Consider the following 15,363-nt stretch of genomic DNA (forward strand, 5'->3'; position numbering starts at 1 on the left):
TGAAAATCATATAAATATATGTATTTTTGCAAGTAATAAAAAATGTATAGTATGAGCAATGAAAAGCATAAAAAAACAGGTAAAAATGGGATGTTGGATTCGGAGTTTATTCAACAAGAGGGGTTCTAAAAATTAAAATCCTCAAGACTGTATCCCTTAAAAATCAATAGTTACCAACACTTTTTTTTGAATGCATCAATTTTTAGAACCCTCCTAATATAATTCCGTGATTTCCATTTTTTGAATATTTTATACAAATGTACTAATTATTCATCTGTTCATAACAATTTTTAATAAGATGCTAAATAGTTACGATTATTTTAATTATAGAAAAGATAAAATTATTTTTTTAAACAAACATACGGAGAGGTATTCAAATAAAAAGGAATATTTTGTATAATAAAAATAATTTTTTAAGAAGTGTATTTTGAAATTGTAGAAAAGATATTATTTATTTTATAAAATGGTATTTATTAAACAAAAAAACAAGAAAGAGATATTCCAAAAAATAATTATACATTACACAAAACTATCAAGAAAACAAAATACTATATTCTTAAATCATCTAAAAATTATGCAAGAGCAAAAAATAACATTAGAAAGAGGAAAAATACAAGTTCCAAACGAACCTGTAATACCGTTTATTGAAGGGGATGGAACGGGAGCAGATATATGGGCAGCATCACAAAGAGTATTTGATGCCGCAGTAAAAAAAGCATATAAAGGGTCTAAAAAAGTAATGTGGAAAGAAGTCCTTGCGGGAGAAAAATCATTTAAAAAAAATGGTAATTGGTTACCCGAAGAAACTTTACAGAGCTTTAAAAACTACTTAGTAGGAATAAAAGGTCCACTTACTACCCCTGTAGGAGGAGGAATTAGATCATTAAATGTAGCATTACGACAAGAATTAGATCTATATGCATGTGTTCGACCTGTCCGATGGTTCAAAGGCGTTCCATCACCTGTCCGTCATCCCGAACTGACAGATATGGTTATTTTTAGAGAAAATACAGAAGATATTTATGCAGGTATAGAGTTTCAAATGGGAACAGAAGATAATAAAAAAATAAAAAATTATCTGAAAGAAAATTTCCCAAAAATGTATGGAAAAATACGATTCCCAGAAACCTCAGGAATAGGCATAAAACCCGTTTCTAAAGAAGGAACAGAAAGATTAATACGATCTGCTATAGAATACGCATTTATACATAAAAAACCTTCTGTCACTATCGTTCATAAAGGAAATATTATGAAGTTTACCGAAGGAAGCTTTTGTGAATGGGGATATTCCTTAGTAAAATCAGAATACAAAGCAAAAGACTACGAAGGAGGACCTTGGCAGGTCATTGAAAAAAATAATCATAAAATCATTATAAAAGATAGCATAGCAGATGCATTCTTACAACAAATTCTTTTAAGACCTAATGAATACTCTGTAGTTGCTACACTGAATCTCAACGGTGATTATATTTCCGATGCACTCGCTGCTATCGTAGGAGGAATAGGAATTGCACCTGGAGCAAACATTAACTATTTAACAGGCCATGCAATTTTTGAAGCCACCCATGGCACTGCCCCTAAATACGCAGGACAAGATAAAGTAAATCCAGGATCTGTTATTCTATCCGGTGCCCTCATGTTTGAATATATGGGATGGAAAGAAGTATCAGACCTCATCATAAAAGGATTAGAAACTACGATTGATTCTAAAAAAGTTACTTATGACTTTGAACGTTTGATGGAAAAAGCAACCCTCCTAAAATGCTCAGAATTCGGTGATGAAATTATAAAAAATATGTAACCCCATAAAAGTGAGGGATGAAAAACCCTCACTTTTTTACCAATGAAATACAAAGAAATTACATGGGAATAGTAAATTTATACATGCCCAAAATGGGTGAAAGCATAATGGAGGGAACCATTTTAAGATGGTTAAAAAAAATAGGAGATACAATAGAATTAGACGAACCCGTCTTAGAAGTAGCTACTGACAAAGTAGATACCGAAATACCATCGACACAAGCAGGGGTACTTACAAAAATTTTAGCCACAGAAGGACAAGTAGTCCCTATAGGATCTATAATAGCACATATAGAATCTATCAAAGACATCCGCCCTGAAAAAACAACAAATACTCCCACTGCTCATATAGAAATACCCTCCTTAAAAGGAAAAATAAATCTCACCATAGAACCCCCTATTCAAAATACCAAAAAAAGTAATAGATTCTACTCCCCATTAGTTATAACTATTGCCAAACAAGAAGGTATAAGCATGGAAGAACTGGAAAATATTACAGGCAGCGGTGCAGAAAAAAGAGTCACTAAAAATGATATACTTCGTTATATAGAACAAAAAAAAAATACTCACATACCTACCGAAGAAAAAAAAATAAATCCTATAAAAGTTACTTTTAGTGGATCCGACGAAATCATAGAAATGGACAGAATGCGACAAATAATAGCAGAAAGAATGTTGAGCAGTAAACGTATAAGCCCTCACGTTACCTCTTTTGTAGAAGCAGATGTTACAAATATTGTTCTTTGGAGAGAAAAAAACAAAAAAATATTCCAAGAAAAATACAACGAACCCCTTACCTACACTCCTCTATTTTTAGAAGCAGTAATAAAAGCCATAAAAGATTTCCCCCTTGTAAATATATCTGTGGATGGTAATAAAATCATCAAAAAAAAATCTATACATATTGGTCTAGCTGTAGCACTTCCAACAGGAAATCTCATAGTTCCCGTTCTAAAAAATGCAGATAGGTTAAACCTATTAGGACTTGTAGAAGCAGTGAATGACATTGCTCAAAGATCTCGAGAAAATAAACTGAAACCCGAAGATTTGACAGATGGAACGTATACCGTATCCAATGTGGGGAATTTTGGAAGCATTATGGGAACGCCTATTATAGTACAACCACAAGTGGCTATTCTTGCTCTCGGTGCCATTCGTAAAAAACCAGCTGTTATAGAAACACCCCATGGCGATTTTATTGGAATCAGACATCAAATGTTTCTAAGCCATAGCTATGACCACAGAGTAATTGATGGAGCTTTAGGAAGTTCTTTTGCCAAAAGAGTTTCTGAATATTTAGAAAATTTTAATACAAGTCAGAAAATATAACCATACTATCTTGAGTTACTATCATTGGGTTCTCAATGTTTTTTTTCGTAACTACTTGGAATATTATTATGAAAACATATAGTATTTATTTCCTAGTTACTTTTTTTCTATTAGGATTATCTTTTCTGATACATCTTTTTATAACAGATGCTCTTGTTATGAGGTATCAATTTTCTTTTTTGGGATTTTTTCTCATACAATCTCTTTTATTAGAATTTATAAACAATACATTGTTTAAGCACCAAGCTATACAAGAAATAATATTCTCTTTTATTTTTAGAATCAGTACCTCTTTCTTTTTTTTAGTTCTCTTTCATGTATTTTTTTCAATTATTGATAAAAAGTATATTATTTTTTTTGTAATTTACTACCTTATTTATTTTTTTGCAAAAAAAATAAAAAAAAAACTACTTTAGCAAATCATTTATGAGTTAATAATTTTTTTATTTAAAACGAAACAGCAGAAAGTGACAAAAAAAATACTACTTATCCTTTTCATATTACTATTATGTACATCTATCAATACCTTTGCTATTACAGCAAAAGATACCACTGATAATACTTTCAATCCTGGAGATCTTATCTTTCATCATATTTTAGATTCACATATTATACATATATGGGAAGGGGAATATGGGACTCTCTACCTTCCTGTAATCCTTTATTCTGATGATAGGGGGATAGAGATATTTTCCAGTTCTCACTTTTATAGTAATCACAAGCCAACAGAAGAATATAAAGGATATGTATTAGAACACGAACATATATATTCTCGAGAAGAAGGAAGAAAAATTATAGATTTTTCTTTTACCAAAAATGTGTTTTTTCTGTTCCTAAATGTCATAATATTGTTCACCATTTTACTTACAGTAGCAAAAGCATATAATAAAAGGTCAATCCAAGCCCCCAAAGGATTACAAGCACTTATAGAACCAATAATAGTATTTATAAGAGATGAAGTAGTAAAACCCAATATTGGAAATAAGTATGAAAAATACTTACCTTACATGCTTACCCTCTTTTTTTTTATATGGGGAGGCAATATATTAGGACTTTTCCCCGGTGCAGGTAATTTTACAGGAAACATAGCAGTAACATTATCACTTGCGTTGATAACATTTATTATGACAAATTTGAGTGGGAATAAATCCTATTGGGGACATATATTTTTAGCACCGGGTGTCCCATTTCTCATAAAAATATTTATTGTGCCGGTAGAAATAATAGGAATTTTTACCAAACCTATATCTTTAATGATTCGTTTGTTCGTAGCTATTACAGCAGGTCATATAGTAATGTTATCTCTTTTTTCTTTAATATTTATTTTTGAAAGCTATACGGTAGGGTTTGGAGCTACTTTAGTTCTAATATTTATAAACTGTATAGAGTTCTTAGTGGCAACCCTTCAGGCGTATGTTTTCACCCTTTTTTCATCACTTTATATAGGACTGGCAACACAAGAACCAGAACACCATTAATTTTTTTTTTTATTAATTTTACATTTTTTTATCAAAACACAATAATTATTTAAATATAATCACAATGAATAGTATATTATTAGTAGCAGCGGAGTTAAGTTGGGCTTATTTAGGAGCAGGTGTAGGAGCAGGTCTTGTAGCAATAGGAGCAGGTATAGGAATAGGAAAAATCGGTGCTTCAGCTATGGAAGCCATGGCAAGACAACCAGAAGCAAGTGGTAAGATCCAAGGAGCAATGCTTATAATTGCCGCTCTCATAGAAGTTATAGCACTCTTCGGGGTTGTTATATGCTTTCTTATTCAAAATAAATAAAAAAGGATTTATACCCTATCTGATTATGTATCGGTTTTGATTATCTATGAAAAAAATAATATTACTCCCAATTATATCTTTTGGAATACTTTTCTTAGGGAATGCACAATCATCAAAAAAATATTCTACTCGTGAAGATCTTATTATTTCTTTACTCATAGAAAATAACAAACAAATAACAGATATACGTAAAGAAATGGTAGATATGCGTAAAGAAATGGTAGATATGCGTAAAGAATTCCAACAGCAAAGAGAAGCAGATCGTAAAGAATTCCAACAGCAAAGAGAAGCAGATCGTAAAGAATTCAAGCAAGATATAGGTAGTTTAGAATCCAAGATGGATAATATTATATTATATATCTTTGGTACTTTATTTTTAGGGATAATAGGTTTTTTTACCAGTATGTTTAAAGAAGAACTCAAACCGCGTATAAAACGGTTTTTTTCTATGCATAAAACATCCGAAGTAAAAACATCTATTGAGCATACAATAGATCCAAAATTAGTAACTTCACTGAGTTGAGAGAGTACTTGTTTTTTTATTTTATTTTACAAGTAATCTTTCACCATATTTTAAAACACAACATTATTTATTATTAACATTATTATTTCATTAAACATATATGGAATTATTAACACCAGGCATAGGTTTATTTTTTTGGCAGAGTGTTGTTTTCCTGTCTTTTTTTATCCTATCACTCCGTTTTGTATGGAAACCAATAACTACTTCTTTGAAAGAGAGAGAGACATTTATAGAAACATCACTCAGAAAAGCAGAACAAGCAAAAAAAGAAAGTGAAGAACTTTCTTTAGAAAAACAAAAATATCTCCATGATATAAAAATAAAAGAAGAAAAAATTTTGAAAGAAGCAAAAGAACATGGAAATAAATACATAGAAGAAGCAAAAGCAAAAGCAAAAAAAGAATCAGAAAAAATAATAGAAGAAGCAAAAATAACCATAGAGCAACAAAAACAAGCAGCTTTTCGGCAGGTTCATAACCAGATAGCCACTTTAGTTATGGATGTTTCCGAAAAAATAGTAAAAGAACACATAACAAAAGATACAAATCAAGAAAAACTTATAGAGAAGTACATACAAAACGCTCAATTATAAAATATGGCTTTTGAAAGAAGAGTAGCACATCGCTACGCTAAAACAATATTAGAAATTTCCTACGAACAAAAAAATGTAGAATCTGTAAAACAAGATATGATGTTGTTACATGAAACATGCTACCGAAATCCAGATTTTGTTACTATGCTAAAAAACCCTACTGTTTTTAATTCAAAAAAAATAGAAATAATCAAAAACATATTTCAAAACAAAATGCATCCGCTCACCATCTCTCTTTTTGAAATTATGTCAAAGAAAAGGAGAGAAAATGTGATACCTTTTATGAGAGATGCATTTTTTAAACAGTATTATGAAATAGAAAATATTGTTCGGGTAGAAATCACCACTCCTGTTTCACTTTCTGATGCAATCAGAAATGCCCTCTCTCTCCGATTAAAAAATTTCTCCTATACAAATAAAAAAAAGATACATATCGTAGAATCTCTAGATACTTCTCTTATAGGAGGATTTACATTAGAAGTAGATGAGTATTTTTTAGATGAAAGTGTTAAAAATAAAATGCACCGTTTGCGAAAAAATTTACTTGCATAAGATTAAAAATTAACATATAGTATAGAATGAAAGCACTTCTTTGCAAAAAAACGGGGGGTATATTCGATTTAGTTTTGGAAGAAAATACGCTCCGATCTTTAGAAAGCAAAGAAATTTTGATACAAGTGGAAGCATGTGGGGTTAATTTTCCAGATCTTTTATTAGTAGAAGGAAAATATCAAGTGAAACCATCTTTTCCTTTTTCACCAGGAGCAGAGGTAATGGGAACAATAAAAAAAATTGGAAACGGAGTAGAGATGTTTCAGATAGGGGACAGAGTTGTTTCTGGTACTATTTTTGGAGGATACTCCGAAGAAGTTATTGGAAATGAAAATAATACTTTTTTTGTCCCTAAAAATATGAATCCTATTGTTGCCTCCGCAAGTTTACTTACTTATTCAACTGCCTATCATGCTTTAGTGGATAGAGCTTCTCTTCAAAAAAAAGAAACCGTTCTTATATTAGGAGCATCGGGTGGAGTAGGAACTGCCGCTATTCAAATCGCTCATCATTTAGGGGCTACTGTTATAGCTGTGACTTCTTCATCAGAAAAAGCATCTTTTTGCAAACAACAAGGTGCAGATTATGTCTTTCATTCAGAGCCGGGCAACATCAAAGAAAATATTGCAGAAATAACGCATAAAAAAGGAATCGATATAGTATACGATCCTGTAGGTGGCGAATTAGCAGAATTATATGTAAGAACTTTAGGATGGAACGGAAGATATTTGATAATAGGATTTACAGGGGGAGAAATACCTAAAATACCTCTCAATTTACCTCTTTTAAAAGGCGCTTCTTTAGTAGGTGTGTATTGGTCAGGTCTTGTAAAAAATGATCCCGCAAAAAACAGAAAAAATTATGCGTTACTTACCAATTGGTTTGAAAAAAAAGCCATCTATCCCACTGTAACAAAGACATATTCTTTAGCAGAATCTCCTTACGCTCTCTCTGATTTGCAACAAAGAAAAATCATGGGAAAAGCAGTTATAGTGGTGTAGCTTTTTCATACATCTTTTTTAAGATACTATTGTTACTTTTACACAAAAGTCCACAAAAAAGGCATAAAATACACAAAGTAAATACAAAACACATAATTCCTCCCCAATTCATAACTCATGATTATTTATGAACATCTTTTCTTTTTTCAAATCCACATATACCCTTTATAAACAAGCATATTCGGGATTGTCTCCTGATTCTTGGGTATTAGCTTTGGTAATGCTTATTAATAGAAGCGGTAGTATGGTGGTCCCTTTTATGAGTGTTTATTTTAAAGAAAAACTTGGCTTCGGGTGGTTTGAACTTACTATTCTTATGACCTTATGGGGTTTAGGATCTATGGGAGGGGTATTGCTCGGAGGTTGGATTACAGATAAAATAGGACATTTTTGGGTGCAGGTTTATAGCTTAGTTTTAGGCGGAATATGTTTATTTTTATTAGCATTTCCGCAGAATTTCTATTTTTTAGGAGGTGGTGTTTTCATCACCAGTATTGTTTTAGATTGTTTTAGACCCGCAAATGGTGTTTCTGTTATTGCATACGTGCAAAAAAAAGAAGACATAACCCGTACTTTTAGTTTGAACAGAATGGCTATCAATTTGGGCTACACCATCGCTCCCATATTGGGTGGAATAATAAGTTCTTATTCATTTCATTGGCTGTTTATAATAGATGGGATTACCTCTGTGATTGCAGGAGGGTATTTGTTTTATTATTTTAGAAATAAAAAAAGTTCTCCATTACCTTTCAAAGAAGAAACAGCACCAAAACGAGATATGCTCTCTGATGTTCCATTTCTGGTGTTTCTTTTTTGTATTGTGTGTTTTGCAAGTATTTTTTTTCAAATCTTTACCACTCTCCCTCTGTATTATAAAGAAATATACCATTTAGACGAAAGTGAAATTGGTCTTCTTATAGGGCTGAACGGACTTATTGTTTTTTTGTTTGAGATGGTTTTGGTGCAATACATTAAAAATAAAACCTCCCTTATTTTTCCTATCCTGATAGGATGCTTATTGAATGGCATTTCCTTTTTGGTTCTTACCCTTTTTGAAGGGCGTATCATTTTGTATATATCTACTGTTCTTATTAGTTTTGCAGAGATTGGGGCTTTTCCTTTTATGCTTACGTATATAACGCACTATTCGGATGCTAAAAACAGAGGTATGGCGATGGGTTTTTACTCTTTTGCATTTTCACTTGCTTATATACTTTCTCCTGTGGTTGGGAATTTTATTATAGCACATTACGGATTTTCCCTTTTGTGGTATATTTCTTTTTTTGCCTCAATAATTTTGGTTATTGGGTTTAAAAAAAGCATGAAAGATATATAAATGAGTCATCTTATGCAAAAAATATATTCAAAAAATATATTTTGGATTGTTAATGAGTATCTGCAAAAAAGATATTAAAACCTTGATTAGTAAATAGATTCCATATACTATTAATAGATGAATGTATTATATTTTTGCTAATTTTAAAAGTTCGTTTGTAGTTTTCCAATTGCGAGTTGTCGCTATTACTTTCAATTTAGTTTCTAAGTAATGATTGTTAAGTTTAGTTTTTCCGTATCCATTTGGGCAATACAGATAAATAGCTTGGGGCGTACATTTAATTTCTTCGTTTTCTTGTTTTTTCTCTGTAATGCTTTCTTGGTCAAGTAGTGCTGGACGGTCTGCTAAAAAAGTAACGTGTAAAAACGAAATGTCTTTCAACTTGTCTTTTGTGAATGGATTGTTCTCAATAATAGTTTCCAAAGTTTCTACGTTCAAAACAATTACAGGAACTTCAAAGCCAAAATCGATTTTAATTTGTGATGAGATTGTTTTCTCAATTTTTTTGTAATCCTTTTCTTTTGATAAAAAAATGACGTTTCCACTTTGAATATAAGTTTGTATATTTTCAAAGTGTAGGTTTTCATACATTTTTTTTAGATAATCCATTTTGATTAATTTCTGTCCACTTACGTTTATACCTCTTAAAATTGAAATGTATGTTATCATTTGTTGTATTCAATATTTCCTGCGTTTTGGATTGCTTTCTGCTAACAGGGGCAACTGCTCTTGTAATGAATGTTTTTACTTATGTAATGATTTTATGATAATTTTGAGAGCAGGACTATTTGCCCTAAATGATAACAATCGTGTTGTATGATACCTTGAATATGCTCATAATAGGTCATATTATTTATAGGATATGTTTTTTCCAGGTCTTCGTCTTTGATATTTTTTAAAAATTCAATCCATTTTTTTTGTGTGATTTCTAATTGTATCAAAGTATTTTTCCACTCCTCATCGGAGTTAGATTTTATTTCTTGAACATAATTATGGTAAGGTGTTTTTATGATTTCTCCTTGTAACCTCTGAAGAACATTTTCTTTCCAACAGATGAGATGGTTTGTTATTTCCCAGATAGAATTACAATTGGGAAGAATTCTTTTTGATACCTGTGCTGCTGTCAGTTTTTGTAAGCTAGAAATAATATTTACATCTATCCATGGATTACCATTATACAGGTTTTGAAATAGTGTTACGAGACGTTTTGATTCTGTCATAGTAATAAAGTGAGTAAAACATGTAATGCGGTATGTTATCTAAATTGCTTGGGTTTCATTTTTTGAGCGGCGAGTTCTGATATTTCTTGTATTCTTTTAGTGCGAGTTTCTTTTGTTTTAGCAAGGACAAGCCATTGGAGTATACTTTTTTTTACTGATTTGCTTAGTCCTAAAAAATATGCTTCTGCTTCTTTTTCTTTTTTTAGTGCATCTGCTAAATCGGGTGGGATTTTTAATTCTTCTACATCATCTAATATGTTCCAAGAGCCATTTTGTTGTGCGATTTCTATACTTTTGTATCCTGCCTGCATCATGAGTCCTTTTTCTATCAGTTGATAGGTTTTTTCTTTATTTATTTTTGACCAAACACTGTTTGGTTTTCGTTTTGTAAAAAATTGTATGTATGATTCGTTATCAAAAGATTTCGCTGTGCTATCTATCCATCCAAAACAGAGTGCTTCATCAACTGCTTCGCTCCAGCTGATAGTAGGGTGAGAGGACTTTTTTTTGTAATACATAATCCAAATAGATTGTTTAGATATATGGTTTTCTTCCAACCAAGTTCTCCATTCGGTTTTATTTTTAGGGTAAAAAATTTCTTCTTTTATTTCTTGCATGACAATATATTGAGTGAATTTTATTGTTTGGAATATAATTATAGGTTTTTCAAAATAAATTCTGTCATTTTTGTATAGAGATGGATTTTAGTTTTTCCTCCGCTTATGCCATGATTTTTATCGGGGTAAAAAAAAGATTCAAATTGTTTTTCATTTTGAATGAGTTTTTCTTGGAGGGTGATGGTGTTTTGAAAATGGACATTATCATCTCCTGTGCCGTGTATGAGTAAGAAGTTTTTTTTGAGTTTTTCCGTATGGCTTATAGGAGAAAAGTCATCATATCCGCTTGGGTTTTGTTGAGGAGTTTGGAGATATCTTTCGGTATAAATGGTATCATAGAATCTCCAATTGGTGACAGGTGCTACAGATATTGCTGTTTTAAAATAATCTCCTCCTAAAAAGAGCGTGAGAGCACTCATATACCCCCCATAACTCCATCCCCAAATACCTATTCTATCGCTATCTACAAAAGAAAGATTTCGTAAGTACTTTGCTGTTTCTATGAGATCTTCGCTTTCTAATTTTCCTAACTGTTTATAGGTTATATTTTTAAATTCTTGTCCTCTTCCTCCTGTTCCTCTGGTATCAATCACTACTACTATATATCCATTTTGCACTAAATATTGATGCCATAAATAACTACTTCCTCCCCATGAATTGGTTACATTTTGTGAACCCGGACCGCTGTATTGAAATATTAAAACAGGATTTTTTTTATTTGGATCTAAGTCTTTGGGTTTGAGAAAGTAAGCATTGAGGGTTGTTCCATTGGATGTAGTGAAGGTAAAAAACTCTTTTGGAGAAAGATTATATTCATTTTTTTTAGCAACGAGTTCTACATTTTCTTGTAAAACCTTTCTTTTTTTATTGTTTTTCGTTTCAAATAATGTTATCCTTAAAGGTGTTTCTGTATTGGAATAATAATGAAAATAATATTTTCCATCGTTACTCATAGAAGCATCATTCCAACCGTTTTCGGTGTTTAACTTGGTTTTATTCTTGCCATGTATGTCTATTCTAAAAATATCTCTTTCTTGAGGAGAATTTTCAGCGGAAGTATAATAGAGGATTGGGACTTTTTGATTTTCATCTATTCGTATTTTCGTTTCGGCATCTCCCTTTGCGGTAGTAATTTGTTGTAGTAGTGTTCCGTTTATGTGGTACAAATAAAATTGTTTAAATCCACTTTTTTCGGATGAATATATAAATTGTGTTCCATTTTTTAGATAGGTCAAATCATCACAAAAAGTAATATCTATGTAAGTATTAGATACTTCTGTGAGTATGAGAGATGTCTTTTTTCCCTGTATATCTGCGTGCAAAATATCTAATTGATTTTGTAATCGGTTCATTTTTTGGATAGATAATACGTTGGAAGATTGAGTCCATTTCATACGAGGAATGTAAATATCTGTTTCTTTTCCTATATCTACGAGGTATTTTTCATTTGTTATTACATCAAAGACTGTAATGCTGACAAGAGAATTTTTAGTTCCTGCTTTTGGGTACTTAAACTTATAATTTTCGGGATATAAGGCACCGTTATTCCATTTTTGCATAGTATATTCGGAAACTTCTGTTTCATCAAAGGTATAAAATGCTATTTTCTTGCCATCGGGAGACCATTCAAATGCTTTGGTGATATAAAATTCTTCTTCGTATACCCAATCAGTACTTCCATTTATAATACTGTTCCATTGTCCGCTAGTAGTAATTGCTGTTTCTTTTTTGGTTATGAGGTTTACAAAAAAAAGATTATTATTTCTTACAAAAGAAACCATCTCCCCCGATGGAGAAAAAGTGGCATAACTTTGCATTTCAGAAGAAAGAGGATACAAAAGTTTGTTTTCACGTTCATATATATAGTATTTTCCTTTGAAAGAACGCCTGTATATATTTTCTGTTTGAGTGAGTATTAAGATTTTTTTTTCATTGTCACTAAAAATATACTCGTCTATGGTGAGAGAAGGTTCACTTTTAGTACCATCAAAAATAACTTCTAATATCTCACCTGTGGTGGTGTTGTATTTACAAATTTTATTTTCTACTACTGCTGTATAAAAATTTCCATCGTTCATCCACTCGACTTGTTCTATGGAGTTCACACGAAATATATTTTTAGTAGTAAAATCTTCTATATGGATTTTTTTTTGAGCCATAGCAGGATTTTGGAGGGTACAAATAATAAGGACTATAATATGCTTTTTCATTTTTTAATAGATTATTAAGAATAATACTTTTTTTGAAATTAAATTAACGGATGGGTTTTTGAAAAAAAATAGTTTTTGGATATGTTATGAACATTTGTTAAGTTAATCAAAAATACAAATTAAATAATAAAATTGAGTCCGCCACGAAAAGTTTTTGATCATTTAATTGTTTAAAAATAGATATACAATATTTGTAATTGTTATTTTTCTATTAACCAAATGAGCATTACCTATTAGCAACATTAATATTATATCTCAATCAAATATCCTGCATTATTCAAATATCAAGAACAGATATAGAGGATTAATAAAACAAATGTGCACCAACATAAGATGTTTATAGGTAAACTTTGTCCGAATAAGGAAGGAAATTGAAAAATCCTTACGGAATTAACAATTTGTATGAAAAATTACTTTTTATTTCTATTTTAAATTAATTTTGAAGTAATTTTGGGGACTAAAATAAATATTATAAATAAACTAATCCTTTTATGCTAAAAATATCTTAATTTATAGCGATGTAAAAAGGTTTTTTCAGAGGGGCATAATTCATAATTAAAAACAATTTATAACGATAACAACATCAAAAATAGTATGAATAACATAAGAAATTTCTGTATTATTGCTCACATAGACCATGGAAAAAGTACCCTGGCGGATAGATTATTAGAATTTACCAAAACAGTACAACAAAGAGATATGATGGCACAATTACTAGATAATATGGATTTAGAAAGAGAACGAGGTATAACTATTAAAAGCCATGCTATTCAGATGAATTATACTTTTGAGGGAAATACATATATTTTAAACCTTATAGATACTCCTGGACACGTAGATTTTTCATACGAAGTTTCACGCTCTATTGCAGCATGCGAAGGAGCTTTATTAGTAGTAGATGCATCACAAGGTATTGAAGCACAAACAATATCTAATCTTTATCTCGCTTTAGAGCATGATTTAGAAATTATTCCTATCCTTAATAAAATAGATTTACCCGGCGCAAACCCCGAAGAAGTAAAAGATCAAATGGTAGATCTCTTAGGATGCAAAAGAGAAGAAATCATCTCCGCAAGCGGAAAAGAAGGAATAGGTATTCATAATATCCTAGAAGCCATCGTAAAAAAAATCTCACCCCCAAAAGGAAACGTGAATGCCCCTCTCCAAGCAATGATATTTGACTCTCAGTATAATTCTTTTCGCGGTGTAGAAGTTATTTTCAGAGTTTTTAATGGAAGTATAAAAAAAGGAGAACGAGTTAAGTTCATAAACACAGAGAAAGTTTATATAGCAGAAGAAGTAGGAATACTAAAATTAGATAAAGAAGAACGACAACAGGTATTTGCAGGAGATGTGGGGTATCTCATATCAGGAATAAAAGTAGCCAGAGAAGTAAAAGTAGGAGATACTATCACCTCAGCTGAAAACCCCGCACACTCTGCTGTAAGAGGTTTTGAAGATGTAAAACCAATGGTATTTGCAGGCATCTATCCCGTAGATACATCTGAATACGAAGAACTGCGAACAGCCATGGAAAAATTACAACTCAACGATGCCAGTTTAGTTTGGGAACTAGAAACTTCCGCTGCTTTAGGATTCGGATTCCGATGCGGATTCTTAGGAATGCTCCATATGGAAATAGTTCAAGAACGCTTAGAACGCGAATTTGATATGACTGTTATCACAACTGTTCCATCTGTTTGCTTCCACTCCATCATGACAAACGGAGAGGTAAAAAATGTAAATGCTCCATCAGATATGCCAGATCCTACCATGCTATCCGAAATACAAGAACCATTCATAAAAGCACAAATCATAACCAAATCAGAATATATAGGAAGCATCATAAAACTATGCATAGACAAACGCGGTATCATAAAAAACCAAATATACCTCACCACCGAAAGAGTAGAATTAACCTTTGACCTACCACTATCTGAAATGGTCTTTGACTTCTTTGACAAACTAAAAAGTATCAGCAGGGGGTATGCTTCTTTAGATTACGAACTCAGCGATTACAGAACATCTGATATGGTAAAATTAGATATAATGCTCAACGGAGATAAAGTAGACGCTCTATCAGCAATAGTCCATAGAGAAAAAGCATACGAATGGGGAAGAAAACTCTGTGAAAAACTAAAAGAACTCCTGCCGAGACAAATGTTCGAAATACCAATACAAGCCGCTATAGGAGCAAAAATTATCGCCCGTGAAACCGTCAAAGCAATGCGAAAAAACGTCCTCGCAAAATGCTACGGAGGCGATATATCCCGAAAAAGAAAACTCTTAGAAAAACAAAAAAAAGGAAAAAAAAGAATGAGGCAAATCGGAAACGTAGAAATACCACAAGAAGCTTTTATGGCAGTACTAAAACTTGATTAATTACTCTCAA

General features: G+C 31.6%; 14 protein-coding genes. 10 read left to right on the top strand and 4 right to left on the bottom strand.

The genetic code is table 11. The features are described 5' to 3' along the window. The first annotated feature begins 574 nt into the window (after window positions 1–574). From icd to QM536_01480, 9 genes are all read left to right on the top strand, one after another. The gene (icd, locus tag QM536_01440; GenBank protein MDI9355674.1) at window positions 575–1,801 is read left to right on the top strand and encodes an NADP-dependent isocitrate dehydrogenase; all 1,227 of its coding nucleotides are present in this window, start codon (window positions 575–577) and stop codon (window positions 1,799–1,801) included. A 62-nt stretch (window positions 1,802–1,863) separates the two neighbouring features. Further along, entirely contained in the window at window positions 1,864–3,129 is a 1,266-nt protein-coding gene (locus QM536_01445; protein ID MDI9355675.1) for a dihydrolipoamide acetyltransferase family protein, read from the top strand. A 467-nt stretch (window positions 3,130–3,596) separates the two neighbouring features. Continuing rightward, window positions 3,597–4,607 carry a F0F1 ATP synthase subunit A gene (gene atpB / locus QM536_01450; protein ID MDI9355676.1) on the top strand — a complete coding sequence of 337 codons (1,011 nt, stop codon included), beginning with the start codon at window positions 3,597–3,599 and terminating at the stop codon, window positions 4,605–4,607. Between the two features lie 64 nt (window positions 4,608–4,671). Further along, entirely contained in the window at window positions 4,672–4,920 is a 249-nt protein-coding gene (atpE, locus tag QM536_01455; GenBank protein ID MDI9355677.1) for an ATP synthase F0 subunit C, read from the top strand. A 46-nt stretch (window positions 4,921–4,966) separates the two neighbouring features. After that, on the top strand, window positions 4,967–5,443 hold the full coding sequence (locus QM536_01460; protein MDI9355678.1) for a hypothetical protein: 477 nt from the start codon (window positions 4,967–4,969) through the stop codon (window positions 5,441–5,443). 100 nt (window positions 5,444–5,543) lie between these two features. Then, window positions 5,544–6,035 carry a F0F1 ATP synthase subunit B gene (gene atpF / locus QM536_01465; GenBank protein ID MDI9355679.1) on the top strand — a complete coding sequence of 164 codons (492 nt, stop codon included), beginning with the start codon at window positions 5,544–5,546 and terminating at the stop codon, window positions 6,033–6,035. Window positions 6,036–6,038: 3 nt separating this feature from the next. Beyond that, the gene (gene atpH / locus QM536_01470) at window positions 6,039–6,587 is read left to right on the top strand and encodes an ATP synthase F1 subunit delta (GenBank protein ID MDI9355680.1); all 549 of its coding nucleotides are present in this window, start codon (window positions 6,039–6,041) and stop codon (window positions 6,585–6,587) included. A gap of 26 nt (window positions 6,588–6,613) precedes the next feature. After that, window positions 6,614–7,588: an NADPH:quinone oxidoreductase family protein gene (locus tag QM536_01475; GenBank protein ID MDI9355681.1), complete on the top strand. Its 975-nt coding sequence runs from the start codon at window positions 6,614–6,616 to the stop codon at window positions 7,586–7,588. A 127-nt stretch (window positions 7,589–7,715) separates the two neighbouring features. After that, on the top strand, window positions 7,716–8,924 hold the full coding sequence (locus QM536_01480) for an MFS transporter (protein ID MDI9355682.1): 1,209 nt from the start codon (window positions 7,716–7,718) through the stop codon (window positions 8,922–8,924). Between the two features lie 126 nt (window positions 8,925–9,050). Here the strand turns inward: QM536_01480 and QM536_01485 are convergent, their stop codons facing one another. The 4 genes from QM536_01485 to QM536_01500 all read right to left on the bottom strand — a co-directional run bounded on the left by QM536_01485 (window position 9,051) and on the right by QM536_01500 (window position 12,971). Further along, on the bottom strand, window positions 9,051–9,593 hold the full coding sequence (locus QM536_01485; protein ID MDI9355683.1) for a DUF1697 domain-containing protein: 543 nt from the start codon (window positions 9,591–9,593) through the stop codon (window positions 9,051–9,053). Between the two features lie 92 nt (window positions 9,594–9,685). Then, window positions 9,686–10,144, bottom strand: coding sequence for a DinB family protein (locus QM536_01490; protein MDI9355684.1), 459 nt, complete (start codon window positions 10,142–10,144; stop codon window positions 9,686–9,688). 35 nt (window positions 10,145–10,179) lie between these two features. Further along, entirely contained in the window at window positions 10,180–10,761 is a 582-nt protein-coding gene (locus QM536_01495) for a YdeI/OmpD-associated family protein (protein MDI9355685.1), read from the bottom strand. 38 nt (window positions 10,762–10,799) lie between these two features. Continuing rightward, the gene (locus QM536_01500; GenBank protein ID MDI9355686.1) at window positions 10,800–12,971 is read right to left on the bottom strand and encodes a DPP IV N-terminal domain-containing protein; all 2,172 of its coding nucleotides are present in this window, start codon (window positions 12,969–12,971) and stop codon (window positions 10,800–10,802) included. 594 nt (window positions 12,972–13,565) lie between these two features. Here QM536_01500 and lepA point away from each other — a divergent pair. Next, complete coding sequence (lepA, locus tag QM536_01505) at window positions 13,566–15,353, top strand: translation elongation factor 4 (protein MDI9355687.1); 1,788 nt, start codon at window positions 13,566–13,568, stop codon at window positions 15,351–15,353. Window positions 15,354–15,363: the final 10 nt, after the last annotated feature.

Source organism: Chitinophagaceae bacterium (assembly GCA_030053935.1).
Lineage (GTDB): Bacteria > Bacteroidota > Bacteroidia > Cytophagales > JASGCU01 > JASGCU01.